Source organism: Tenacibaculum amylolyticum, from assembly GCF_964511145.1.
GTDB classification, from domain to species: Bacteria; Bacteroidota; Bacteroidia; order Flavobacteriales; family Flavobacteriaceae; genus Polaribacter; species Polaribacter amylolyticum.
Genome location: NZ_CAZEFZ010000004.1, coordinates 19,232 through 44,488, shown reverse-complemented (window position 1 = coordinate 44,488; position 25,257 = coordinate 19,232). Strand labels below are relative to the sequence as shown.

General features: G+C 29.4%; 23 protein-coding genes. 16 read left to right on the top strand and 7 right to left on the bottom strand.

From position 1 onward, the window contains the following. The first annotated feature begins 39 nt into the window (after positions 1-39). From ACKTTC_RS01710 to ACKTTC_RS01690, 5 genes are all read left to right on the top strand, one after another. On the top strand, positions 40-933 hold the full coding sequence (locus ACKTTC_RS01710; protein WP_408037693.1) for a sugar phosphate nucleotidyltransferase: 894 nt from the start codon (positions 40-42) through the stop codon (positions 931-933). Next, entirely contained in the window at positions 924-1,991 is a 1,068-nt protein-coding gene (locus ACKTTC_RS01705; RefSeq protein ID WP_408037691.1) for a phosphotransferase enzyme family protein, read from the top strand. The genes ACKTTC_RS01710 and ACKTTC_RS01705 overlap by 10 nt, the downstream gene beginning before the upstream one ends. A gap of 220 nt (positions 1,992-2,211) precedes the next feature. Then, entirely contained in the window at positions 2,212-3,462 is a 1,251-nt protein-coding gene (locus ACKTTC_RS01700; RefSeq protein ID WP_408037690.1) for an MFS transporter, read from the top strand. A gap of 76 nt (positions 3,463-3,538) precedes the next feature. After that, a complete protein-coding gene (gene htpG, locus ACKTTC_RS01695; RefSeq protein ID WP_408037688.1) occupies positions 3,539-5,425 on the top strand; it encodes a molecular chaperone HtpG in 1,887 nt (628 codons plus the stop codon). 303 nt (positions 5,426-5,728) lie between these two features. Next, positions 5,729-7,522 (top strand): DUF885 domain-containing protein, encoded by a 1,794-nt coding sequence (locus ACKTTC_RS01690; RefSeq protein ID WP_408037686.1) that lies wholly within the window; start codon positions 5,729-5,731, stop codon positions 7,520-7,522. Positions 7,523-7,586: 64 nt separating this feature from the next. On the opposite strand, the gene ACKTTC_RS01685 is transcribed toward ACKTTC_RS01690, so the two are convergent. Beyond that, complete coding sequence (locus tag ACKTTC_RS01685) at positions 7,587-7,748, bottom strand: hypothetical protein (protein WP_408037684.1); 162 nt, start codon at positions 7,746-7,748, stop codon at positions 7,587-7,589. Positions 7,749-8,130: 382 nt separating this feature from the next. Here ACKTTC_RS01685 and ACKTTC_RS01680 point away from each other — a divergent pair, with 382 nt between their 5' ends. Together ACKTTC_RS01680 and ACKTTC_RS01675 are read left to right on the top strand one after the other, a co-directional pair. Beyond that, the gene (locus tag ACKTTC_RS01680) at positions 8,131-8,595 is read left to right on the top strand and encodes a helix-turn-helix domain-containing protein (RefSeq protein WP_408037682.1); all 465 of its coding nucleotides are present in this window, start codon (positions 8,131-8,133) and stop codon (positions 8,593-8,595) included. Positions 8,596-8,645: 50 nt separating this feature from the next. Continuing rightward, positions 8,646-9,812: a nuclear transport factor 2 family protein gene (locus ACKTTC_RS01675; RefSeq protein ID WP_408037681.1), complete on the top strand. Its 1,167-nt coding sequence runs from the start codon at positions 8,646-8,648 to the stop codon at positions 9,810-9,812. Between the two features lie 3 nt (positions 9,813-9,815). Here the strand turns inward: ACKTTC_RS01675 and ACKTTC_RS01670 are convergent, their stop codons facing one another. Together ACKTTC_RS01670 and ACKTTC_RS01665 are read right to left on the bottom strand one after the other, a co-directional pair. Then, positions 9,816-10,235, bottom strand: coding sequence for a hypothetical protein (locus ACKTTC_RS01670; RefSeq protein ID WP_408037679.1), 420 nt, complete (start codon positions 10,233-10,235; stop codon positions 9,816-9,818). Then, on the bottom strand, positions 10,222-10,806 hold the full coding sequence (locus tag ACKTTC_RS01665; protein ID WP_408037677.1) for an RNA polymerase sigma factor: 585 nt from the start codon (positions 10,804-10,806) through the stop codon (positions 10,222-10,224). Before ACKTTC_RS01665 ends, ACKTTC_RS01670 begins: the two co-directional genes overlap by 14 nt. Before the next feature lie 119 nt (positions 10,807-10,925). Between ACKTTC_RS01665 and ACKTTC_RS01660 the strand changes: the two genes are divergently transcribed. From ACKTTC_RS01660 to ACKTTC_RS01630, 7 genes are all read left to right on the top strand, one after another. Then, on the top strand, positions 10,926-11,270 hold the full coding sequence (locus tag ACKTTC_RS01660) for a hypothetical protein (protein WP_408037675.1): 345 nt from the start codon (positions 10,926-10,928) through the stop codon (positions 11,268-11,270). A 122-nt stretch (positions 11,271-11,392) separates the two neighbouring features. After that, entirely contained in the window at positions 11,393-11,740 is a 348-nt protein-coding gene (locus ACKTTC_RS01655; protein ID WP_408037673.1) for a DUF6249 domain-containing protein, read from the top strand. A 96-nt stretch (positions 11,741-11,836) separates the two neighbouring features. Then, on the top strand, positions 11,837-13,165 hold the full coding sequence (locus ACKTTC_RS01650) for a hypothetical protein (protein ID WP_408037671.1): 1,329 nt from the start codon (positions 11,837-11,839) through the stop codon (positions 13,163-13,165). 57 nt (positions 13,166-13,222) lie between these two features. Beyond that, a complete protein-coding gene (locus ACKTTC_RS01645; protein ID WP_408037669.1) occupies positions 13,223-14,560 on the top strand; it encodes a M28 family peptidase in 1,338 nt (445 codons plus the stop codon). A gap of 86 nt (positions 14,561-14,646) precedes the next feature. After that, positions 14,647-15,354 carry a M23 family metallopeptidase gene (locus ACKTTC_RS01640; RefSeq protein WP_408037667.1) on the top strand — a complete coding sequence of 236 codons (708 nt, stop codon included), beginning with the start codon at positions 14,647-14,649 and terminating at the stop codon, positions 15,352-15,354. After that, on the top strand, positions 15,338-15,910 hold the full coding sequence (locus ACKTTC_RS01635; RefSeq protein ID WP_408037665.1) for a YdeI/OmpD-associated family protein: 573 nt from the start codon (positions 15,338-15,340) through the stop codon (positions 15,908-15,910). Before ACKTTC_RS01640 ends, ACKTTC_RS01635 begins: the two co-directional genes overlap by 17 nt. Positions 15,911-15,990: 80 nt before the next feature. Continuing rightward, positions 15,991-16,875, top strand: coding sequence for a TIGR01777 family oxidoreductase (locus tag ACKTTC_RS01630; protein WP_408037663.1), 885 nt, complete (start codon positions 15,991-15,993; stop codon positions 16,873-16,875). 46 nt (positions 16,876-16,921) lie between these two features. On the opposite strand, the gene ACKTTC_RS01625 is transcribed toward ACKTTC_RS01630, so the two are convergent. The 4 genes from ACKTTC_RS01625 to ACKTTC_RS01610 form a co-directional block, all read right to left on the bottom strand. Continuing rightward, positions 16,922-18,250: a dihydrolipoamide acetyltransferase family protein gene (locus ACKTTC_RS01625; RefSeq protein ID WP_408037661.1), complete on the bottom strand. Its 1,329-nt coding sequence runs from the start codon at positions 18,248-18,250 to the stop codon at positions 16,922-16,924. Positions 18,251-18,554: 304 nt separating this feature from the next. Further along, positions 18,555-19,118, bottom strand: coding sequence for a hypothetical protein (locus tag ACKTTC_RS01620; protein WP_408037659.1), 564 nt, complete (start codon positions 19,116-19,118; stop codon positions 18,555-18,557). 106 nt (positions 19,119-19,224) lie between these two features. After that, entirely contained in the window at positions 19,225-19,926 is a 702-nt protein-coding gene (locus tag ACKTTC_RS01615; RefSeq protein ID WP_408037657.1) for a response regulator transcription factor, read from the bottom strand. Further along, positions 19,927-21,318, bottom strand: coding sequence for a sensor histidine kinase (locus tag ACKTTC_RS01610; RefSeq protein WP_408037656.1), 1,392 nt, complete (start codon positions 21,316-21,318; stop codon positions 19,927-19,929). Between the two features lie 203 nt (positions 21,319-21,521). Between ACKTTC_RS01610 and ACKTTC_RS01605 the strand changes: the two genes are divergently transcribed. Both ACKTTC_RS01605 and ACKTTC_RS01600 read left to right on the top strand, forming a co-directional pair. Beyond that, positions 21,522-22,535 (top strand): hypothetical protein, encoded by a 1,014-nt coding sequence (locus ACKTTC_RS01605; RefSeq protein WP_408037655.1) that lies wholly within the window; start codon positions 21,522-21,524, stop codon positions 22,533-22,535. A gap of 58 nt (positions 22,536-22,593) precedes the next feature. Continuing rightward, a complete protein-coding gene (locus ACKTTC_RS01600) occupies positions 22,594-25,221 on the top strand; it encodes a DEAD/DEAH box helicase family protein (RefSeq protein WP_408037654.1) in 2,628 nt (875 codons plus the stop codon). Positions 25,222-25,257 lie beyond the last annotated feature (36 nt).

Sequence of the window (25,257 nt, the reverse complement as noted above, 5' to 3'; positions counted from 1 at the left end):
ATCAGATTAAATTATATTCACCATTTTAAAATAAATATTATGGTTCTCGTAATTCTTGCTGCTGGTTTGGGAAGTAGATATGGCGGATTAAAACAAGTAGATGTTGTTAGCGGAGAAAATGAAGCTATTATCGATTTTTCTATTTATGATGCTATTAGAAACGGTTTTAAAAAAGTAATCTTCGTTGTTAGAGAAGACATATTAGAAACCATGAAAACTTTGTACGTTTCAAAGCTTAATGGTAAAATAGAAATTGACTTTTTATGTCAAAAAATCGCGAAAGTTCCTTCTGAATTCAAGAACAATAATAGAATAAAACCTTGGGGAACTGCACATGCACTTTTAACAGTTAAAAATCATGTACGTGAAAACTTCTGTGTAATAAATGCGGATGATTTTTATGGAAACGAAGCTTTTTCCAAAATTACTAACTTTTTAAAAAGCGCATCAAATACCTCAAATCAATATGCAATGGTTGGGTTCCAAATTCAAAATACACTATCTCAAAACGGTACTGTTTCAAGAGGTGAATGCTTTACCAATACAAATTCTGATTTAGAAAAGGTTATTGAACGTACAAACATTACTTTAATAGGCGATGAAATTATTTACAGTGAAAATAACCAGAAAAAAGAAATAGAAAAAAACACCTTAGTTTCTATGAATTTTTGGGGCTTCACTCCTACTATTTTCAAAGAAATGGATAAATTATTTTATCAGTTTTTAGAACAAAACTATTTAACAGAGAAGAAAGAATTTTACCTACCAGCAGTTGTAAACTACTTATTAGAAAATAAAAAAGCTTCCGTAAAAGTTTTAGAAACTACAGCTAACTGGATGGGAGTAACTTATAAAGAAGATAAAAAAGGAGTAATAACTAAAATCTCTGAACTTAAAAGTGAAGGAATATATCCAGAAAACTTATGGAGTTAAAACAAAAGCTACTAAATATTTTTAACCAATTTAAAACTGATGCTAATTTTAAAGGTTTTCAAACTTTCAGTTCTGGTCATATTAATGATACCTATTTAATTATAACTAATAGTTCTATTAATTATGTACTACAAAAAATCAATGGTACAGTTTTTAAAAAGGCAATAGATGTTATTCATAATAAAGTAAAAATTTCTGATTTTTTACTTCAAAAAGGTGTTAAAACAATACGTTTTATTCCTACTAATAAGAACACTTTTTATATAGAAGATAAAGAGAATAATTATTGGAATTTATCTGAATTTATAGAAAATTCTCAAACGTTTTTACAAGTCAATTCTAACGACATAGCCTATCAAGCAGGTTTAGCTACAGGAACTTTTTTAGCCCATACAACTGATTATACAGATAATCTGGTAGAAGTATTACCAAGTTTTCATTCGATGTCTTTTCGGTTTCAAGAATTTCAAAATGCACTAACTTCTGCTTCAAAAACTAGAAAAGAGAAAGCCATAAAGTGGATTTCTTTAGTAAAAGAGACAATTGAGAAAATGATGGTTATAGAAAATGCTATTCAGCTCAAGAAAATTCCTCTACGTGTAACTCATAACGATACTAAAATTTCGAATATTTTATTCAATGAGCAAAATGAAGCTATTTGTTTAATTGACTTAGATACTGTTATGCAAGGTTCTATACTTTTTGATTATGGAGATGCTTTACGAACTATTTGTAGCACTGCTTCTGAAGATGAAACAGATTTATCACTTATCAATTTTAACGTTGAATACTTTAAAAATTACACCAAAGGTTTTCTTAAAAGCATAAGTACACAAATTACTAAAGAAGAACTTTTTTATTTACCTAAGAGTATTTCTGTAATGGTATTTATTATGGGACTTCGTTTCTTAACGGATTATTTAAACAACGATATTTACTATAAAACTAAATATTCTGAACACAATATAGATAGAGCTATCAATCAATTTACATTACTTCAGAAAGTAGATGCTTATGAACATGAAATTAATGATTATATAAAAAGTGCTACAACCTAGTTTTTCCTCTCTCAGAGCAGATAAATGTCATCATGTCAGTCCTACTCTATTTATAGCTTTTACTATTGTAAATAAAAAGGTTACAGAAATAATTATCTCTTTTTTGAAAGAAAAAATGGATTGAAACTTCAATTTTTCATCAAAAACACATATCTTTTTACCATCAATAATACCATTTAATGATTTCACAAACTCTAAAAACATTTTCTTAAATTGCTATATGAATTATAAAAAAGCACTTCAAATTACGTTGTTAATTTTAGCGTCTGAAATTATTTATGCACTTCCTTTCGTATTAATTAGAATCTTTCGCCCAACGTTTTTAACTGCTTTTGAAATCACTAATAAAGATATTGGTATTTGCTTTACTTTATATGGTATTACAGCCATGATATCGTATTTTTTTGGAGGACTTATTGCTGATAGATACCAACCAAAATATTTGATGAGTATTGCCTTGTTTTTGACAAGTTTAGGAGGATTTACTTGGGTTTGTTATCCTTCTTTATCTACGCTTTACTTACTATATATTTATTGGGGAGTTACTACAATAATGCTGTTTTGGTCTCCATTAATAAAAGCTACTCGTCTTTGGGGTGATAAAAAGAAACAAGTTTTTGCTTTTGGTATTTTAGAAGGAGGAAGAGGAATTGTAGCTGCTGTTATTGGAACTATCGGTGTTATTATTATTTCATCCATTATTTTCGATGAAGATTCTTCTCAAGTTCTTTTACAAAATGCTATGAATCAAGTATATCTAATTACATCTATACTAGTAATGTTTATTGCTTTATTAATGTTATTATTACCAGATTTTGGAGACACCTCAAAAATTACAACTACCAATACAAATCGTTATAATATTCTAAAAGCCTTACGGTATCCTGTTATATGGATTTTAATGGTAATAATACTTACTTCATATATAGGTTACAGAGTTGCAGACATTTTCACTCAATATGCAAGTGATATTTATGGTTATAGTCCACAAGAATCTGCTGAATTAGGAACATTTTTTTCATATTTACGTCCAATAGTAAGTTTATTTATTCTCTTTTTTGCTAGACATGCAAATCCTTCTAAATGGCTAATCATTGGATTTTCTATAATGTCTGTTGGAAGTTTATTATTAGTTTTAAATAAAGATATATTTCATCTATCATTACTTTTACCAATAGCTTGTTCAGTAATAGGAGCCTACACATTAAGAGTTTTATATTTCACAGTATTACAGGAAGCAAAAATATCTATTACTATTACTGGAACAGTAGTTGGTATTTTGTCTGTGATTGGTTTCTCTCCAGATATTTTTTTAGGACCTATAGAAGGTTATTATTTAGATGAAGTTGGAGGAATTCTTGGTTTTCAATATTTGTTTATTTTCTTCTTGGTTAGCTCTTTAATAGGTTTATTAGCCTCTATACTTTTCTACAATTCTATTACTACAAAAAACAAAATACTGTCAACCTGACACTTTTTTCCTTTTGGTATTTTTTTTGACAAGGTTTAGGCAAATCTAAATTTTAAAACAAAAAAATCAATATATAATGAGTAAAGGAAACATTAATGTATCGGTAGAAAATATTTTCCCGTTAATTAAAAAGTTTTTGTATTCAGATCATGAAATCTTTTTACGTGAATTAATTTCTAATGCTACAGATGCTACTACAAAATTAAAACACTTAATTTCTATTGGAGAAGCTAAAGTTGAGTACGGAAATCCACAAATAGAAATCAAGATTGATAAAGAAAATAATACGCTTCATATCATCGACCAAGGTTTAGGTATGACTGCTGAAGAAGTGGAAAAATATATCAATCAAATTGCTTTTTCTGGTGCTGAAGAGTTTTTAGAAAAATATAAAGATTCTAATAATGAAACGGGAGTAATTGGACACTTTGGTTTAGGTTTCTATTCTGCATTTATGGTAGCAGATAAAGTAGAAATTATTACAAAATCATATAAAGATGCTCCAGCTGCACATTGGACTTGTGATGGTTCTCCTGAATATACTTTAGAAGAAAATGATAAAACAGAAAGAGGTACAGAAATTATTTTACACATTTCTGAAGAGGAAAAAGATTTCTTAGAGGATTCTAAAATTTCTGGTTTATTAACTAAATACAATCGTTTCAACCAAATTCCAATTAAATTTGGAACAAAAACAGAAACGTTACCATTACCAGAAGATGCTGCTGAAGATGCAAAACCAGAGACTAAAGAAGTAGATAACATCATTAACAATACAAACCCTGCTTGGACTAAAAAACCTGCAGATTTAAATGATGAAGATTACAAAAACTTCTACAGAGAATTATATCCTACACAATTTGAAGAGCCATTATTCAACATTCATTTAAATGTAGACTATCCATTTAACTTAACAGGAATTTTATACTTCCCTCGTTTATCTCAAAATATGGATATTCAAAAGGATAAAATTCAATTATACCAAAACCAAGTATTTGTTACAGATAATGTAGAAGGAATTGTACCTGATTTCTTACAAATGCTAAAAGGTGTTATTGATTCTCCAGATATTCCTTTAAATGTATCTCGTTCGTATTTACAAGCAGATGGCGCTGTAAAAAAAATCTCAGGATATATTACTAAAAAAGTAGCTGATAAGTTAACTTCTTTATTCAAAAATAATCGTGAAGATTTTGAGCAAAAATGGAACGATATTAAAGTAATTATTGAATACGGAATGCTTTCTGAAGATAAGTTCTTTGATAAAGCTAAGAAGTTCGCTTTATATCCAACTGTAAACGATACTTTCTTTACGTTTGATGAGTTAGTAGAAAAGACCAAAGATGCGCAAACTGACAAAGATGGAAATCATGTGATTTTATACGCTGCTAACAAAGACGCGCAACACAGTTATATTGAAGACGCAAAAGCAAAAGGGTATGAAGTATTATTATTAGACTCTCCTATTGTTGGGCACTTACTTCAAAAGTTAGAAATGAATTCTGGTGATGCTAAAATTCAATTCAAACGTGTAGATGCAGATCATGTAGACAATTTAATCAAGAAAGACGATACAGTTATTTCTAAACTTTCTGAAGAAGAGCAAGAAAAATTAAAGCCAGTAATTGAAGGTGCTGTTAATAACTCTAGTTATACCGTACAATTAGAAGCTATGGATTCTTCTTCTTCTCCATTCTTAATTACCGTTCCTGAGTTTATGAGAAGAATGAAAGAAATGAGCGCTACTGGTGGTGGAATGATGGGAATGGGTAACATGCCAGAAATGTACAACTTAGTAGTAAATACAAATCATGAATTAGTTTCGGAAATTTTAAATGCAGACGAGGATAAGCAAAAACAATTAGTTTCTCAAGCATTTGATTTAGCTAAATTATCTCAAAATTTATTACATGGTGAAGAGTTAACAAATTTTATTAAACGTTCTTACGATTTAATTAAGTAAGCTTAAAACACCTACTACATAATTTCTAAAACCTCTTTGTTTTTACAAGGAGGTTTTTCATTTTATTGTACCAAACAAAATGAAGCCCAAGCAAAAACAACGCTATTCTAAAGAAATGAAACTAATAAAGAAAGCTTTTCTAACAACCCCCCCCTTTCTAATAGATCCTTCGTTTCTCAGGATGACATGCAATATCTTTCTATTCTCTTTTTGTTGCTTATATTAGAAATACTTAGTTTATGAGAGTATAATTATTTATTTTTTTCTTTTTCTATCTTTGTTTACCAACCTAAATAATTTACAATGAAAAAAATATTCTTATCGGTTATGGCTATAACCCTATTTTTTGTTGCTTGTAAAACAGAAACAAAAAAAGAAACTCCAATAGCTATTACTGAACCTAATAAAGAATTCAATCAGTTATTAAAAGATTATAATGAAGGAAAGTTAGAATTAAATCCTATTAACGCTACCTATGCAGGAGATAATCGTCATAATGATAAATTCCCAAATTTCTTATCTGATGAATATGCCTTAAAAGCAAAAGATTTCTTTACTAATTATAAAGCAAAATTAGATGCTTTTCCTGACGATAAATTAACAGAAAGTCAGCAAATGAGTAAAGCTGTATTAGCTTGGGATACTGATATGATGTTAAATCAAATGAGTTTTAAAAATGATCAGTTATTACCAATTAATCAAATGTGGACTGTTAATTTAGTAATGGGGCAATTTGCTAGTGGTAGTAGTGCACAACCTTTTAAAACTGTAAAAGATTATGAAAATTGGTTAAGTCGTTTAGATAAATTCAACACTTGGTTACTTTCTGCAAAAACACGTATGCAAGAAGGAATTAAAAAAGGATATGTTTTGCCTGCTTCTTTAATTGAAAAAGTTATTCCTCAATTTGAAGTACTTTCTGAAGAAGCCGTTTCAGATCATTTATTCTATGCTCCTATTGCCAAATTTCCTGAGAGTTTTTCTGAAGAGGAGAAAAAAGAGTTAACTCAAAAGTATACCAATATCTTAAAAGATAAATTGATTCCTACTTTTAAATCATTATACGAATTCTTAAGAAAAGATTATTTAGAAGCCGGTTTAAAAGACAGTGGTATTCATGCTATTCCACAAGGAAAAGAATATTACCAACACGCTATAAAGAATTACACAACTACTAATATGACTGCCGATGAAATTCATCAACTTGGTTTAGATGAAGTAAAGCGTATTCTTGGCGAAATGGAAAAAGTGAAGCTACAAGTTGGTTTTGAAGGAACTTTAAAAGAGTTTTTTGAGTTTGTACGTAATCATAAAGATTTAATGCCATATACTGAGCCAAAGCAAATCATCGATAACTTTAATGCTATTCATGAAAAAATGAAACCACAGTTAGAGAAGTTATTTGGCAATAAGCCTAAAACTCCATTTGTGGTAAAACAAACTGAAAAATTTAGAGAAGCTTCTGCTAGTGCAGAATACAATCCTGGATCCTTAGACGGAACGCGTCCTGGTATTTTCTATACTCCTATTCCAGATGCTTCTAAATACAATGTGTTTTCTGATGAAGCTTTATTCTTACACGAAGCAATTCCTGGACATCACTATCAAATTTCTTTAACGCAAGAAAATGAAGATTTACCTGATTTTAGAAAAACACTTTGGTATAGTGCTTATGGAGAAGGTTGGGCTTTATATACAGAAAACTTAGGTAAAGAATTAGGTTTGTATGAAGATCCTTATCAATACTTTGGAATGTTAGGAATGGAAATGCACAGAGCAATTCGTTTAGTAGTAGATACTGGTTTACATGCTAAAGGATGGACGCGTGAGCAAGCTATTCAATATTCCTTAGATAATGAAGCTGAAAGTGAAGCTAGTATTATTTCTGAAATAGAACGTTATATGGCAAATCCTGGTCAGGCTTTATCATATAAAATCGGTCAATTAAAGATTGGTGAATTAAGAGAAAAAGCGAAAAAAGAATTAGGCGATAAATTCGACATTCGCGAATTCCATAATCAAGTGTTAGAAACTGGTTGTATACCGTTAGCTTTATTAGAGAATAAAATTGATAAATGGATTCAACAAAATAAATAATTAGAATTACTACTTCTAATATTTAAAATGAAAGAGAGAGGACAATTACCTCTCTCTTTTTTATTTATAGGTCTATTGGGAATGAACAATAGATTTCCGAACAATGTCTTCCACGATCTTCACAAATTCCATCGTGATTAGAATCGCATTGTTTTCTTCCTCCGCTAACTTGTTTTTGTTGAAACTTACTTAAAGGTTTCCCTAAGTTTAAAATTGAATTCTTCATTGGTTTTATTTTATTTGAGGTTGTACCTTATTTTATTTAGAGACATTTAAGGTATTCATGTCTGTTCTCGCGAGAATTTTATAAATAAGATGTTATTTCTAGAAGTCTTTCTTTATCTCAAAGAAAAATTAAACCTAAAAAGTTTGCAAATAAAGCTTCCCTGTTTTTATAAATTTAGGATACTTTAATTATATTTATTCTCCCCTTTTTTCCTAAAAAACCATTACTTAATCCCCATATCTACTTATCTATTATGAAACAAGTATTCCCCCAATTCATGTGTTTTCTAAACGTAAATCATCATGATAGTTTTCTTTTCAAAAACTTCTTCTTAATTCTATCCATAGTAATTGTAACATATATAGCATTTCTTTTTTTATATATGTCAGAAAAAAACAAAAAACATGGCCTCACAATAAAACCTCCAAATAAAGAGCAAGTACATCAAATAGTTAAAAAAGAAATTAATGTAAAAGAAGAAACCATTCAAAACATAATTAAAGGACTTCATAAGCTAGAGCGCGAAAAGTATTTTTTAGATATTAATTGTAATGCTTATAACGTAGCTAAAAGAATTAATACTAATACAACGTATCTATCTAAAGTCATGAATATTCATTATCAAAAAAACTTTAATACCTATATAAACGAATTAAGAATTCAGTATATAATACATCAACTAAATCACGATAAACGTTACCTTTCTTATAATATTCAGAGTTTATCCAAAGAAGTTGGCTACAAAAGCCCCGATTCTTTTACGAAAGCCTTTAAAACTTATACTGGTTTATTACCTTCTATTTATATTAAAAACATGCAGTCTAAAAATGAATTAGTTAACTCATAACTATTTAGTACAATTCGTTTTAGTATTTTAGTTCCATCAAACCATTTAAAATGAAAAAGCTACTATTATTTCTAATTCCTGTTATTTCTTTTTCACAGGCAAATACCGAAGTATACTTATTTGATATTTCTAAAGAAGGGGCAACATGGAAACTTACAAATGAAAAAAACATCTCTAATAATAAAGGATACGATAGTCAACCTCATTTTTATGATGATAATACAATATTATTTGCTTCAAATAGAAATGGCGAAACAGATATAGCCGCATACAATATAACCACAGGAAATGCGACATTTATTAATAATACTCCGAATGGCGGTGAATATTCTCCTCAAAGAATTCCAAGTTCGAAAAATGTATCTGCTGTAAGATTAGACAAAGATGGTAAACAACGCTTTTATAAATATAATTTTACTACTGGACAGGACACAGAATTAATTAAAGATTTGGTAGTGGCTTATCCTATGTGGTATGATAAAAACACTTTAATTTCCTCTGTTATTGTTAACGATTCTTTACAACTAGTTATTAGTGATGTAAAAAAGAAAACAAATACGACTATTAGCAAAAATATAGGCAGATCTTTTCATAAAATCCCAAACTCTAAGCTTGTTAGTTTTGTAAAAAAGAGTAAAGATGACTGGGAGGTTTGGTCTTTAAATCCAACTACAAAAGAAACTAAATTTATTACTCGTACAGGAATAACACAAGATATTTGCTGGCTTCCAGATGGTTCTTTATTAATTCCATACGAAAACACCCTTTTTAAATTCAATCCAAAAAAAGATCAAAAATGGTCTTTAATTCATCTTTTCGAAAATGAAGAAATTAATAATATTTCAAGAGTTACTGTAAATAAAGATGGAACTAAATTGGCACTTGTTGCAGAGGTTTCACCTAGACATATTGTTCAAAAACAGCTTGATGCTTATAATAATAGAGATATAGATGCTTTTTTAGCTACTTACACAGATAATGTAAAAGTGTATAGCTATCCAAATGAATTAAGATATGAAGGTAAAGCTAAAATGCGTGAAGCTTATACTTCATTTTTTAACAATACTCCTGATTTACATTGCAAAATTTTAAAACGTATTGTAAGTGGTAATAAAGTTATTGATGAAGAATATGTAACTGCTAATGGCGAAAATTTTAAAGCTGTAGCCATTTATGAAATTACCAATGGAAAAATAAGTGCTGTTCGTTTTCTTTGATTTTTAAGAATTTAGATCTTTATCGAATCTATGTTTAAATAAATACATTTGTACAAAAACCAATATTGTAAAAAAGAATACAGCATATAACATTGTATTCGAAATACTAATATTTTCAAATAGATTTGGTAACTGTACTTTCATTTCTGGTAATTTTCCAAAACTAACACCTGGTATTTTATCCCAAGCAACAGACTTTCCTCTAGAGATATAAAAAATACTAGCAGATAAAATTCCTAATAACAAAATCCATACTTTCTTAGAAATTAAAGGCGTGGCTTTGTAAACTTTACTATCTTCTTGTTGTAAGATAGTATCCATTATATTCTTTGTAAAATCAATAGATGGTTTTTCTACTTCTAACTCGTTTATGTACTTCTTTGCAAACGTATCTAACTCTTCTATGTGCTTATTTTCTCCCATAATGATTAATTAATTCCGGTTCTACTTCTCTCTGTACAACTGTTAATAAACGTTTTCTAGCTCTGTGTAATTTTACTTTTAAATTTGATTCCGATAAATCGGTTACAGTAATAATTTCCTTTAAACTTAGCTCCTCAAAATAAAACATCCATAATAAAGAACGTTCATCTTCTGGTAATTTATCTAAACACTCTCCCATTACTCTAGCTCTTTCTTTTCTTTCAATACCTTCTAAAATATTATCTGTACTTTTTATTTTATGAATTGTTACTTCATCAATAGTATCAGTATTATACTTTAGTTTTCTCTTTTTTAAAGCATCTAAACAATTTCTATACCCTATTTTATATAACCATGTAGAAAATTTTGAGTCTCCTTTAAAACTTTGTAAACTCTTAAACGCTTTAATAAAAGTATCTTGAGAAACTTCTTCAGCCTCTTCTCTACTCTTTAACATTTTATATGCCAAACTATATACCATGTCTTTATATCTTTCTACTAAAAAAGCGAAAGCATTTCTGTCTCCTTTGAGAATTTTATCTATGTATGTTTGGTCGTTAATGATAGTCATTTTCTACTTTGACCTTCTGATCTAAAAAAAGGTTACAAAAAAATTAAAAAAAATGTAACTCTCTAAAAAATAATAAGGTCCTACCTCTACTAAAATAATCATTAATAAAATACAATTATATGGATTTCAGAATTATATACATGTTTGTTATAATGCTTTTAGGAGTTTTATATCTATCTTATATAACACGAAATAAAGAACAAACAGCATTACTTAAAAAAGGACTTAATACAAAAGCATTCCCTTCAAAAAAATTGATTCTTCATATTAGAATTAGTATTCTTAATACAATGTTAGTATTATTAGGAATTGGTATCGGATTATTTTTAGACTTATTGTTATATGATCATTTCCACATATATCAAGAAATAGTATACATTGCTCTTATATTTTTTATTACTGGAAGTTTGTTATTTGCTAATTTTTGGTTCCTCCAAAAATTCTATTTCTTCTTTAAAATATAATACTTTCAAAAGCAGCCCTAATATTCATAATCTTAAAAAAATAAAAAAACTTGTAACCTTTTTTAAGTTGCTATAGTCATAGCTACAAATACAATAAAAAATAATCATTAAAAAACAATTATATGGAAGTAGCAATCGTATTTATGTTCTTATTCGCAGTAATTTTTGGGATCTTTTATTTATTCTTTTCTACTAGAAATAAAGAGCGTTTAGCACTTATTGAAAAGGGAGTGGATGCCAGAATATTCATGAAAGGAGAAAGAAAAAAATCAACATTAACAGGTAGAGTTATTGTTTTAAACTTATCGTTATTATTAATGGGGATTGGACTTGGCGTATTTTTAGCCTTATTAATAACAACCTATACAATACTTAAAGAAGAAGCAATGTATCCTTCTATGATCTTCTTTATGGGTGGATTAGGTTTATTTACTGGATTTAATCTAACAAAAAAATTAGAAAACGAATAATCATATAGCACACTTACTACCTTAGTACAAAACCACTTTTATAAAGTGGTTTTTTCTTTTTAAAAAAACTACCTATTTTTAGTCAAACATTTTTACATGAGCGGGAACTATAAAAACAAAAACTTTCAAGAACTCTTAGACCGTCTTCAGCAAGAAAGCTGGCAATTAGAGTTAATTATTTCTGGTTTTGCAATTTTTGGTTTGTTTACCGCACTTCCTGAAATAAGACTTGCCTATAAAATTGCAGGCAACGATCACCAAATATTTTCTTTTGTTATTTTTATTGTTGCATTAATTGCCTGTTACATCCTTATCTTTAACTTATTGTTTCATGTAACTTTAAGAGGCTTATGGATTGGTGCTTTAGGGTTGCGATACGTATCTGGTGACATTGAATTCGAAAAATTAAACTATCAAAACCGTTTTACAAACTACTTAAAAAAGAAAATTGTTTCCTTCGATAAATATGTAGCTACACTAGAAAACTATTGCAGTGTTTTATTTGCTATTTCGTTCCTCCTTATTTTCTATGTAATCTCCATAACTATTATTATCATTACTATTGTAAGCATATTAACCTATATTATTGCTAATGATAATCTACATGAAGGATTTCGTTCTGTTTTAGGAGGTATTTTACTATTCATAATTATTTTTGGAGCCTTTCTGATATTTATAGATTTCATTACTCAAGGATATTTGAAAAAGAAAAAAAGATTGTCAAAAATTTATTTTCCGTTTTATAAATTATTTAGCTTTCTAACACTTTCTTTTTTATATAGACCATTAGTCTATAATTTCTTAGATAATAAGTTTACAAAGAGAATTAGTTTTTTATTAGTTCCTATATATATAATTATAGCTATTCTTAACTCTGTTAAATACCAAAATTCAAACTATATAGACAGCACAAAACTTAATTCAAAAATATATTTAGACAATCGAGAATATGATGATGAACTCTCAGAAAATGAAGATTTTGTAAAAAATGCTAGCATCCAATCTAAAATAATTACTGAACCTTATATTAGTTTCTTTAAAGTTTTTTCAGAAACCGTAGAGAATAGAATATATAACTATCATCCTTCATTAAAACCTAAAAATGATATCAGAGGGTTCAAAACTGGTGTTAGATTTACAGGAAATCCTATTAAAATATCTAGGAAAAAGAGAGATAGTCTAGCAAGAAAATATGTAGAAATTTTTAATGCTACACATGAAATTCTTATAGATACGATACAATACAAATCAGATTTTTTAATAGGTAATAACAAGCAAAAGCAAATTGGCTTTCAAACTTATATTCCTACAAAAGGTCTAACAGAAGGAAAGCATTTATTAATTCTGAAAAGAAAATACAAACAAAAAAAAGATACCTTGATAAAAAATGATGTTATAATTCCTTTTTGGTATTATAAAGAATAAGTTTTCTGAAATAATTCGCCATTAATTACGTCAAAGTCAAGAAACCAACTATTTCATATGAAACCATTTATTTCTATAACACTATTATTTTTTAGCGTTTATTATAGTACATATGCGCAAACAGATACTAAAATCTATGATATTATAGATGCTGTTTCTGCTAAACGCATCGAAAAAGATATAGCCACATTGGCTAATTTTGGAACACGTCATACTTTAAGCGATACTATATCTAATACTAGAGGAATCGGAGCTGCAAGAAGATGGATAAAAAAACAGTTTGATAATATTTCTTCTGATTGTAACAATTGCTTAGATGTTTTCTATCAAAAAGACCTAGTTAAAAAAGGAACTAATAGAAGAATTACCAAAGATGTTTGGGTTGTTAATGTAGTTGCCATTCAAAAAGGAACTAAAAATCCTAACGATTATATTATTATGAGTGGCGATATAGACTCTCGTATTTCCGATCCTAATAATTACACAGATGATGCTCCTGGAGCAAACGATAATGCAACAGGAATGGCTGGAGCAATTGAAGCAGCTAGAGTATTAAGCAAATATAAATTTGAAAACAGCATTATATATGTAGGACTTTCTGGTGAAGAACAAGGACTTTTTGGAGGAAAAGGTCTCGCTAAATATGCTAAAGAAAAAGGATGGAATATCGTTGGAATTATCAATAACGATATGATTGGAAATATTAAAGGTGTAGATGGTGTTATTGATAATAGAACATTTAGAATTTTCTCTGAACCTACTCCTCCAACAGAAACTGAAAAACAGCGAAGAGCTCGTCGTTTTTATGGCGGCGAAGTAGATGGTATTTCACGACAATTAGCTCGCTACATCTATAAAACAACAAAAACTTATATGCCAGAAATGAATCCAAAAATGATTTACCGTTTAGATCGGTTTGGTCGTGGCGGGCATCATCGTCCTTTTAATGACGAAGGTTTTGCAGGTGTTAGAATTATGGAAGCACATGAAAATTACACACAACAACATCAAGATATTCGTACAGAAAATGGGATTGAGTATGGTGATAAATTAAAATTTGTTGATTTTGATTATGCAAAAAAACTAACAGCTGTAAATGCTATTAATTTAGCTAGTATTGCTGAAGCACCAACAGCTCCAAAAAATGTAGGTATTGGAGGAATTGTAGAACCAGCTGTTAAGTTAGCTTGGGATAAAGTAGATGGGGCTAAAGGTTATAAAATTTATTGGAGAGATACTACTTCCCCTACTTGGGATCATTTTAAATATGTGGAAAATGTAACAGAATATACCCTAGATGGAATTGTGGTAGATAATTTCTTTTTTGGTGTAAGCGCTGTTGGACCAAATGGGCATGAGAGTATTGTAAGTTTTCCAACTAGAATTATTAGATAATGCTACAACGCTTTAACGTCATTTTTTGTTTGCTTCTTTTTTCTTACTGTTATAGTCAGAAAAAACCTAGCTATGTCAATTTTAAATTGAGTAAGGATACTACAACGGTAGTTATAAGTAATTATTTAGCTTGTCCTACTCATGTAAAAATATTGAATACAACAACTAAAAAGATTCAAACAATTGACCTTAAAGGTTATGAGGAAAAAGATATTCTCAGGTTATCAGAAAAAGATACATTGGCTATTTTAAAAAATTATAAGTTCAAATTACGTTATGGTAATTCTTTTCCAATAAAAAAGTATGATACCTTGTATAATTATGCGTTACCTTTTTTAAAGGGGAAACGTTATAAAATTATACAAGGTCATAATACTAATTTTACACACAAAGGTCTCTTTTCTAAGTATGCAATCGATTTTAGAATGAATGTTGGGCAAACCATTTGTGCTATGAGAGATGGAGTCGTTATTTCTGTAAAAGAAGATTCAAATAGAGGCGGTAAAGGAAAGAAATATTATAACGATGCTAATTATATTGTTATTTACCATAAAGATGGACTGTTTACACAATATGTTCATTTAAAAAAGGATGGCGCCATAGTAAAAAGAGGCGATTCAGTTAAAAAACAACAACCTATTGGATATTCTGGAAATACAGGAATGAGTACTGAGCCTCACTTACATTTTGGAGTTTATAAAATGACTCCTAAAGGTTTTGCTTCACTTCCTTATCTTTTAGATTCTATTCCTTCAGGAAAATATATAAAAGGAAAACATGCCTACAACAACTAAACCTTCTTTGTACTTCGAGCGAGATATAGATTGGTACGATTGGTTATTACAAAATCATAATACTTCTAATGGTGTATACCTTATTTTTTATAAAAAAGATAGCGGTGTTCCTTCTATGATATGGGAAGAAGCTGTAAAAGTCGCTTTATGCTTTGGCTGGATAGATTCTACTGTAAAAAGTTTAGGTAACGGTAAAAGACAACAATATTTTTGCCCAAGGAACCCTAAAAGTGCTTGGAGTAAACTTAATAAAAGCTATATCGTAGAATTAACCTCTAAAAACCTCATCCAAGAAAGTGGATTAAAATCCATACGAATTGCCAAGGAAAATGGTGCTTGGTACGAGTTAGATGATGTAGAAAACCTCGTTGTTCCAAACGATTTACAAACTGCTTTTTCACAAAACCAAGTAGCTTCCGAAAATTTCAACAACTTCGCTCCTTCTTATAAAAAAGGTTATTTATATTGGCTACATCAAGCTAAAAGAGAAGCTACTCGTCAAAAAAGAATTCAAGAAATTATACGCTTGTGCGAAGCTAATTGTAAACAGCGTTAATCATAAAAAATAACATTCAATACCTGAATTAATAATGCAAACCGTGATGAAATTCATTACGGTTTCTTTATTTTTATACTATGGCAACAGTGTTATTAACAGGAGGAACTGGACTCGTTGGTTCTTACCTTCAAAAAAAATTAGAAGCGAATAATCATACCGTTTCTATTCTCTCTAGAAATCCTCAAAAAGACAATCATTTTAAATGGGATATAGATGCAGGATACATAGATGAAAAGGCTTTTGAAAATCTAGATTATATTATTCATTTAGCAGGAGCTGGTATAGCTGACAAAAGATGGACTTCTTCTAGAAAAGAAATATTAATTTCTAGTAGAGTAGCTTCTGCAAACCTCTTGTTTACTAAGATTAAAACGCTAAATATCCCTTTAAAAGGTTTTATCTCTTCTTCGGGAATTGGTTTTTATGGCGCTCAAACTACTTCAAAGATTTATAAGGAAGAAGATAATCCTGCTAATGACTTTATAGCACAAATTTGTATTGATTGGGAAAAAGCTGCACAACAATTTTCAGAACTTTCTATTCCTGTTACTATATTAAGAACAGGAGTTGTGCTGAGTAAAGATGGCGGAGCTTTACAAAAAATGAACACTCCTTTGTTTTTATCTGCTTTAGGAAATGGGAAACAGTATGTACCTTGGATTCATATAGAGGACTTATGTAATTTATATGTAAAGAGTATAGAAGATGTAGACTTTTCAGGAATTTATAATGCTGTATCTATAGATCATGAAACTAACACTTCTTTTACAAAAACACTAGGAAAAACCATAAAGAAACCTGTAACGCCTTTTAATGTACCTTCTTTCGTTTTAAGAACTGTTTTAGGAGAATTGGCAGTAATTGTTTTGGAAGGCAGTAGAGTTTCCGCAGAAAAAACTGCAAACAAATACGACTTTATGTATACCAAGCTATCGGATGCTTTAAAAAATATTTATTCATAAAAAAAGCCGAAGTTTAAACTTCGGCTTTTTTAAATAATTCTTTCATTTAGAAATCTTGGTTTACATCCCAGGCTTCTATAATATCTTTAAATGTTTTAATAAACATTCCTCCTAACGCTCCATTTACCACTCTATGATCGTACGAATGAGATACAATCATTTTATGACGGATACCAATTAAATCTCCTTCTGGAGTTTCTATTACAGCTGGTTTTTTAACAATAGCTCCTAACGCTAAAATTGCTACTTGTGGCTGGTTTATAATTGGTGTACCTGTAATACTTCCAAAGCTACCTACATTTGTAACAGTATAGGTTCCTCCTTGTATTTCATCTGGCTTTAACTTGTTAGCTCTAGATCTTTGCGCTAAGTCATTTACTTGCTTTGTCATACCAACTAAACTTAGTTGATCTGCATTTTTAATTACAGGAACAATTAAGTTTCCATCAGGTAATGCCGCGGCCATACCTAAGTTAATATTTCCTCTTTTAATGATTTTATCACCATCTACAGAAATATTAATTAATGGATGCTTTTTAATAGTTTGTGCAACCGCTTGCATAAAGATTGGAGTAAACGTTAATTTATCTCCTTCTCTTTGTTGGAATGCATTCTTTACTTTATTTCTCCAGTTTACTACATTCGTTACATCAATTTCAATAAAAGATTGTACATGAGCGGAAGTTTGAACAGATGCAACCATGTGTTTAGAAATAAGTTTACCCATTCTACTCATTTCTATAATTTCATCTTGCCCACTCATAGTAATTGGAGCTGCAGCTGGTGCAGATGTAGTAGAAGGCTTTTTAGGTTTTTCAATATCAAATTGAATAGCATCTGTAGCTGGTTTAGGCTGACTTCCTCTATTTTCTATATATCCTAAAATATCTGCTTTTGTTACGCGTCCTTCTTTTCCTGTACCTTGAATAGTTTCTAATTCAGAAAGAGAAATTCCTTCAGTTTTCGCAATACTTTTTACTAATGGTGAGTAAAAACGATCACTAGAAGAAGTATCTAAAGAAGCAACCGCTTCTTTTGCAGCTACTACTGTGTTTTCTACTTCTGCTACAGCTTTTTCAGAAACTTCTACTTTTGTTTCTGTTGCTGATGCTTCAGCAGTTCCTCCATCTTCTCCTTCAGTTTCAATAATTGCTATAGTTTGTCCAACCTGAACAACAGCGTCCTTTTCAAATAAGATTTCTACAAGCTTTCCTTCTACTTCACTAGGTACTTCGCTGTCTACTTTATCTGTTGCAACTTCAACAACGGTATCATCCATTTCTACCGTGTCTCCTACTTCCTTTAACCAAGAAGTAATTGTTGCCTCAGCAACACTTTCACCCATTTTAGGAAGTTTTAATTCAAATCTTGCCATAGTATTACTTGATTTTTTTCGCTTTGCAAAAATAGTAAATTCATATGACTTTTTATTAGTAAATTAAATCAAAAACAGGAATTAATTTATTAATAACATAAAAAAAGCATCATATCTATTTGTTTTTTTGTGTTTTTTGTAAAACAAAATAATTCAGAACTAGTTTTATAAACATCTTATTGTCAGTTCATATACAATCATTTTTTTCTATTCATGAAATAACAAGAAAATAAAAACCACTGTAAAAATATCTGTGTGAAGATATTTACAATGGTTTTTCCCCTTCCCTATTTGTATTAAATGATTAATTCCCGCTTGCTCTTTTTGCCTTTTTTAATTCTTCTATTGCTTCTCTTAATTCTTCTTTAGCCTTTTCTACTCTTGTTTGCGCTAATGCCACTGAATATGACTTATTTTTAGTTCTTCTGTGTTCACGTTTATTTCCTGAAATATAAGTTCTTAATTCATCTCCTAAATATTTAATTTTCTTATTGAACTTATAAGTAAAAGCATCTTTATTCAAATATATACGAAGTTTTCTCTCTGTTAAAACGCATTCAAACGTTTTTCTTCCATTTTTACCTAACATCCAAGTAGTTTGTCCATCCTCTTTACTACTTTTTATATCATCAAGTTCATCTCGTAATATATCTTCTATTCCTCTTCTTTTAGAGAATTCAAACCTAGATTTAAACTTATATATGTTATTTGTATTAGAAATACTCGTAGCACTTCCTTCAGAACTACTTGTTTTTATACGTACACTAGAATTTGGTGTTGCTGGTGGTTCTGGAGGTGTTGGAAAGTTTTGAGCACATGCAGCCAATGTAAAAATACATCCTATTAAAAATAATTGAGTTGTTTTCATCGTGTATAGCTTTTAAGATTTGTACACTGCAAACATATCAATGCTTTGGAGTAAAACAGGCCAAAATTGCTACGTTAACCTAGCATTAACCTCCATGAAGATGCTCTTAACAAACTTTAAATTCTATACCTATTCCTCGAGTACTTTCTATTGAGATTTTAGAGTCTTTTTTAAAATACTTGCGAAGTCTACTTATGAAAACATCCATGCTTCTACCAGAAAAATAATCATCGTTTTTCCATACAGCTTTTAAAATCTCCTCTCTTTTCAACATTTGATTTTTATGTGTGTATAGAAAACTAATTAAATTAGCCTCTTTTTCAGTTAATTTTTGGATCTCTTCTTCGTATACTAGCTCCAAACGTCTAGCATTAAAAATATAAGTTCCTATTGAAAGCTTTTCTTCTGATAGTTGTGTTACTCTAGCAATATTATTCGTTCTTCTTATTATATTATTGAGTCTAAGGACTAATTCATCTGCATCGAATGGTTTTACTATATAATCGTCTGCTCCAATTTTAAGGCCTTTTAATTTATCCTCTTTTAATTTTCTTGCCGTTAAGAAAACAAAAGGAGTTTCTGGTTTTTCAATAATTATTTTCTCAGCCAATGTAAAACCATCCATTTTAGGCATCATTACATCTAAAACGCAAATATGGAATTCTTTTTTTTGAAACACTTCGAAAGCATCTATACCATTTTCTGTCCAAGTAACAGCAAAACCTTGCATTTCTAAATATTGTTTTAAAATATTTCCAAAATCGATATCGTCTTCTGCTAGTAAAATTTGATATATATTATTTTCCATTTAAGAGAATGGTATTTTTATAATGAAGGTACTTCCTTTGCCTTTTTCACTTTCTAAAAGAATTACTCCATTGTGTACTTTTATAATTTGGCTACTATAATAGAGTCCTAAACCTAATCCTTTTACATCGTGTATTTGTTGGTTTGCAATTCTATAAAATTTTTCAAAAACATCTTTTAGATGTTTTTTAGGCATTCCAATTCCATTGTCTTCTATATGTACTTCTAATTCATCTTTTGCAACTGACACCAATATATTTATAAGGCTACCTCCATATTTCACTGCATTTTCTAAAATATTTAAAACTGCTGTTGCCATATAAAATTTATCTAAAGAGATTTTTGTACTAGCATTTGAAATCGTAGTATTAAGATTTACAGAGTCTTCTTTTAACGAAAGTTGAAAATCATTTATAAGTGTTGAAAAATAATCTTGAACAAGAACCACTTCTTTTTGCAATACTATTTCCTGATATCCTAAACTATTATCTAATACTTGATCTACTAATTTTTGTAATCTTACATTTTGCCTTTCTATAGTATCTATCGTAGTTATAGTAGTAGCTTCCCTATGAATTTCTTTTTGTTTTTTTAGAATTTTAGTGGCTAAAGATAAAGTGGCTAAAGGGGTTTTAAATTCATGCGTAATATTATTAATAAAATCAGTTTTTACATCTGCTATTTTTTTCTGTGTGATTAGGTTTTTAATAGAATAATATAGCACTCCTATTACAAATACGAAGATGAAAAGCGATAATAGTAACAATCCTCTCATTTGATTGAATAAAATTATATTTAGATCATCTATATTCATTTCTTTACTCGACTTTAAATACAGTTGATAAGAAACATTTCTCTCTATTCCTTTGATTTCTTTACTAAAAGAGCGTTCAGTTTGCCAGACAGAGCTTCCAATATACAAATCTGGATTGTTTCTAAATACATTCCCAAAAAGTGTAAAAGGTTTCTGCGAATCTGCTTTGAAAATAATCTTTGATTTTGCACTATCTGTTAGAATAATAGTTTGTAATGTTCTATGGTATTTAAGATTATATCCTAACTTTTGCTTTGTAATTATTTTATGATATTCTCTTAAAAAACCAGGGTTTAATGAATCTGTGATAGTTTGTAAACGCTCTAATAATTGCTCTTTAGAAATTGCTTTTACACTGAATTTATCAACTTCTCCTATAAAAGTATCAGACCATGCATCGTCTATTGAATCCAAAGGTGTTTCATAATCATCTATTCCATTAATAGCTTCTTCTGCAATACTTATAAAAGCATCTTTTTTTAATGTATAAGTATTTTTAATCAAATACCCTTGAATTAAGCTTAATGCTATTAAACCTAAAATAGAAGCTATTATTAGTAGTATGATCCTTTTTGACATCTTTCAAAAATAACATAGATAACTCATATTTTATGCATAACCATTCGCATTAACCTTCAATTAACTTTCATTCTATACAACATTTCTTTTAAGGTTTATTAAAAAAAAGAGACTTACATTGATATAATTCTTACTTTTAATATTCAAATAAAAGTCGCAAATACACATATTATAATAATCGTTCTAACCAATAACTTATATTTATGAGCACTTTACGTAGAATAACTCCTGCATTAATTCTTTTAATTCTTTCTCCATTAATTGCTGAATTCTTATTAGGTGATTTTAATATTAGACAACTTGGTTATTTAGCTATTTTTATACCGCTTTATGGAGCCTCTGCTTTATTTATTCGTGAAATTACACGACGTATGAAGAGAGGATGGCCTACTATGTTATTACTAGCATTAGTATATGCATTTGTTGCAGAAGGTTTTGTTAATCAAACATTGTTTAATCAAAATTATGCAGGACAACATTTACTTGCTTACGGTTTTATTCCATTTTTAGGAACTTCTCTTAATTATACAATTTATATACTTAGCTTACATGTAATATGGAGTATTAGTACGCCTATTGCTTTAGCTGAGGGAATTGCTGGTTCTCGTTCTAAAGAACCTTGGCTTCGTAATTGGGAACTTGTTTTTGTAGGTGTTCTTAGTTTACTTGGGCTAGCTGGTACAACAGCCTCTACTATAGAACGTTTTCATTTTGTAGCATCTATTGCTCAATACATATCTGTTTCCGTTGCCATTTTAATACTTATTTTTTTAGCTTTTAAAATATTTCGTGCTTCTAATGATACTGAAACTGATATTAAAAATGATGAACAGCTAATTTCTAAAGCTCCTTCTATTTGGATAATCTTTATTGTTTCTTTTATTTTAACTACTGCATTTCAAGTTTGGTTTCATTATGCTCCAGGTCATAAACTAAATGCTTTGCTGGGCGTAATTGTATTCTTAGCGTTAGATATTTTAGCTCTTATGTTATTTATAAATTGGTCGCGTCGTGTAGATTGGAAAACACAACATATAGTAGCAGCTGCAACTGGTGCTGTTGCAACTTATGGTTGGTTTGGTTTACGTAGATTACTAGTTTCTGGGCATACAGCTTTGGGAGTTCCCACAACAACAATCGATTTGGTAGGACAAGTAATGCTACTCCTTGCTATTTTGGGTATGAGTTATTTAGCATTACGACGACTTCGAAATTAAATTATAATCGTTTAGCTACTCATTCTTAAAAAGCTATTTTAGCATAAAAAGTTTGAAAATGTCTGATGCTATTAAAAAATTGCGTTTTAAATATGATTGGCGACCTTATCAAGATAAAATTTTAACTAATTTTTCTGCACATATAGAAGATAATCATTTTCATATTGTTGCTCCTCCAGGTTCTGGAAAAACAATTTTAGGCATTGAAATTTTAAGACGCATTGGTAAGAGAACACTTGTTTTAGCACCTACATTAACTATTCGAAACCAATGGAAAGATCGATTAACCAATTTTTTCACAGAAGATGCTTGTTTTGAAGATGTTTCTTTTTCCATACAAAAACCTGCTGCAATTACATTTGCTACATATCAAGGATTACATCGTTTTTTTAAAAGCTTTGAAAGTAAAACAACCTATTTTGACTTTTTTAAAGAGCATGGAATTGAAGTATTGCTTTTAGATGAAGCGCATCATTTAAAAAATGCTTGGTGGAAATGTTTATACGATTTAAAAGAAACGCATTTACAAACCGTTATTGCATTAACTGCAACACCTCCATACGATAGTGACAGATCAGAAATTCAAAAGTATTTTAAATTATGTGGCGAGATAGATGATGAAATTGTAGTTCCTGATTTAGTAAAGGAACAGAATTTATGTCCACACCAAGATTTTATCTATCTATCTACTCCCGAGGATGATGAGATTAAATTAATTACAGATTTTAAACGAAAAGTAAATGGCTTCATCAACTCAATTCAAAAAGACAGTGAATTTTCTTCTTTTTTACAAGAACATCGCTTTTATAAAACCACAGAAATACATTTAGAAGAAATCTATAAATATTCTGACTTCTTTTCTGCAATGTTAATTTTTCTTCATCGTACAGGAATACTTATTCCTAAAGAGAAATTATACATACTAGGTTTTAATGAAGATGAACACATAGAATTCCCTTCTCTTTCTAATGAATGGGTAGAAATTCTTTTTCAGTTTTTATTGGTTACAGATCGTGAAACACTGCTAACTCATGAGCCTTATTTAAGTACAATAGAAAAACGCTTGAGAAAACTTGCTATTTTCAGTAAAAATAAAGTCGATTTAACTGGAAACGAGATTTTATACAAATCATTAAATAACAGCCCTAGTAAGCTCAAAAGTATTACTAAAATTGTAAGGCAAGAACAAAAAAACTTAGCAGAAAACTTACGCTGTGTTATCTTAACCGATTATATACGAAAAGAATACCTTGCGACTGCTTCAGACGCATACGAAGACATTCAGAAAATTGGTGTAATTCCTATATTTTATCATTTAAAAAATCAGATTTTTTATCCAAAATCATTAGCCGTCCTATCGGGATCTATTGTACTTATCCATCATACCATTTTAGAATATGTAGCTGAAATTGATACTATAGAGAATTATCAAATCAGTTATCTAAAATCAGATCATAATTTTGTTACCATTGCTAGCAAATCTTCTTCTCAAAAGAATATTGTAGAAATTATTACAGAACTTTTTGAAAAAGGACATATAAAAGTATTGATAGGAACAAAATCTTTGTTAGGTGAAGGATGGGACGCCCCAAGTATTAATAGTTTAATTCTAGCTTCTACTGTAGGCTCTTTTGTGACTTCGAATCAAATGCGAGGAAGAGCCATGAGAATTCATCAAAATAATTTAAAAAAAGTAGGAATCATTTGGCATTTAGCTTGTATTGACCCTACTGATAAGTATGGTGGAAAAGATTTAAAGATCTTAAAACGACGCTTTAGCTCTTTCTTGGGAATTACTAATACAGAAGACATAGGTATTGAAAGCGGAATGAGTAGACTTGATTTACCTGCAACTATTTTTCCTAAAGATGTAGAGACTTTAAATATCAGAACATTTCATCAATCTGAAAATCGTGCTTTTATTGCTGAAAAATGGGAGAAATCTATTTTTAAAGGTAAACGAATGCAAGATGAATTGGTCTATCTCACGTCTCTTAAGGAACGTTCCTTTAATAAAAGAGCTACTTATGTAAAAGCAATTACATATGGTTTTACTAGTGTCTTCTTTATTATTCTTTTTATACTCGCCAGTTTTATATTACTTTATTTTGCTAAGCAGCAAAAAGTAACATTATTTCTATATACAGGACTCGCTTTTTTATTCATTTGGGTACTATTTAGATTCTATCAATCTTTTAAAACACATCTACGGTTTTCTTTAGTAGATAATACAGTTCATTATACAGCATTAACAATACTACGTTCTTTATATGAATTAGAACTCTTTACAACTCCTTATAATAAAGTTAAAATTAAAACAAAACTTACGAGTATCAGCGAAGTAACATGTAGTATTGAAGGAGTAACCAAACTTGAAAGTACTATTTTTATGAGTGCTTTGAATAGTACACTCCAACCTATAGAAAGTCCTAGATATTTATTATTAGATCGAAGCTGGATTCATAGAAAATTAAAAATTGATCGTTTTATTTCTGTCCCAGAAATTTTTTCCAGTCATAAAGAGAAAGCTTTAGTTTTTCAAAAACATTGGAATCGTTATTTTCATACATCTGAATTGATATATACTAGAACAGTATCTGGCAGAAAAAAGCTTTTAAAAGCTAGGCTACAACATATAAAAAATGCTAATAAAAAAACAGTAAAAAAGAAAGAAGTTTGGAGATAAGTAAACTATAATTCCAAACTTCATTTTATATTTTCA

Bases quoted from the DNA above. Each gene is read 5' to 3' on its own strand.
- ACKTTC_RS01710 (WP_408037693.1), top strand. From the start codon at position 40: ATGGTTCTCGTAATTCTTGCTGCTGGTTTGGGAAGTAGATATGGCGGA.
- ACKTTC_RS01705 (WP_408037691.1), top strand. From the start codon at position 924: ATGGAGTTAAAACAAAAGCTACTAAATATTTTTAACCAATTTAAAACT.
- ACKTTC_RS01700 (WP_408037690.1), top strand. From the start codon at position 2,212: ATGAATTATAAAAAAGCACTTCAAATTACGTTGTTAATTTTAGCGTCT.
- htpG (WP_408037688.1), top strand. From the start codon at position 3,539: ATGAGTAAAGGAAACATTAATGTATCGGTAGAAAATATTTTCCCGTTA.
- ACKTTC_RS01690 (WP_408037686.1), top strand. From the start codon at position 5,729: ATGAAAAAAATATTCTTATCGGTTATGGCTATAACCCTATTTTTTGTT.
- ACKTTC_RS01685 (WP_408037684.1), bottom strand. From the start codon at position 7,748: ATGAAGAATTCAATTTTAAACTTAGGGAAACCTTTAAGTAAGTTTCAA.
- ACKTTC_RS01680 (WP_408037682.1), top strand. From the start codon at position 8,131: ATGTCAGAAAAAAACAAAAAACATGGCCTCACAATAAAACCTCCAAAT.
- ACKTTC_RS01675 (WP_408037681.1), top strand. From the start codon at position 8,646: ATGAAAAAGCTACTATTATTTCTAATTCCTGTTATTTCTTTTTCACAG.
- ACKTTC_RS01670 (WP_408037679.1), bottom strand. From the start codon at position 10,235: ATGGGAGAAAATAAGCACATAGAAGAGTTAGATACGTTTGCAAAGAAG.
- ACKTTC_RS01665 (WP_408037677.1), bottom strand. From the start codon at position 10,806: ATGACTATCATTAACGACCAAACATACATAGATAAAATTCTCAAAGGA.
- ACKTTC_RS01660 (WP_408037675.1), top strand. From the start codon at position 10,926: ATGGATTTCAGAATTATATACATGTTTGTTATAATGCTTTTAGGAGTT.
- ACKTTC_RS01655 (WP_408037673.1), top strand. From the start codon at position 11,393: ATGGAAGTAGCAATCGTATTTATGTTCTTATTCGCAGTAATTTTTGGG.
- ACKTTC_RS01650 (WP_408037671.1), top strand. From the start codon at position 11,837: ATGAGCGGGAACTATAAAAACAAAAACTTTCAAGAACTCTTAGACCGT.
- ACKTTC_RS01645 (WP_408037669.1), top strand. From the start codon at position 13,223: ATGAAACCATTTATTTCTATAACACTATTATTTTTTAGCGTTTATTAT.
- ACKTTC_RS01635 (WP_408037665.1), top strand. From the start codon at position 15,338: ATGCCTACAACAACTAAACCTTCTTTGTACTTCGAGCGAGATATAGAT.
- ACKTTC_RS01630 (WP_408037663.1), top strand. From the start codon at position 15,991: ATGGCAACAGTGTTATTAACAGGAGGAACTGGACTCGTTGGTTCTTAC.
- ACKTTC_RS01625 (WP_408037661.1), bottom strand. From the start codon at position 18,250: ATGGCAAGATTTGAATTAAAACTTCCTAAAATGGGTGAAAGTGTTGCT.
- ACKTTC_RS01620 (WP_408037659.1), bottom strand. From the start codon at position 19,118: ATGAAAACAACTCAATTATTTTTAATAGGATGTATTTTTACATTGGCT.
- ACKTTC_RS01615 (WP_408037657.1), bottom strand. From the start codon at position 19,926: ATGGAAAATAATATATATCAAATTTTACTAGCAGAAGACGATATCGAT.
- ACKTTC_RS01610 (WP_408037656.1), bottom strand. From the start codon at position 21,318: ATGTCAAAAAGGATCATACTACTAATAATAGCTTCTATTTTAGGTTTA.
- ACKTTC_RS01605 (WP_408037655.1), top strand. From the start codon at position 21,522: ATGAGCACTTTACGTAGAATAACTCCTGCATTAATTCTTTTAATTCTT.
- ACKTTC_RS01600 (WP_408037654.1), top strand. From the start codon at position 22,594: ATGTCTGATGCTATTAAAAAATTGCGTTTTAAATATGATTGGCGACCT.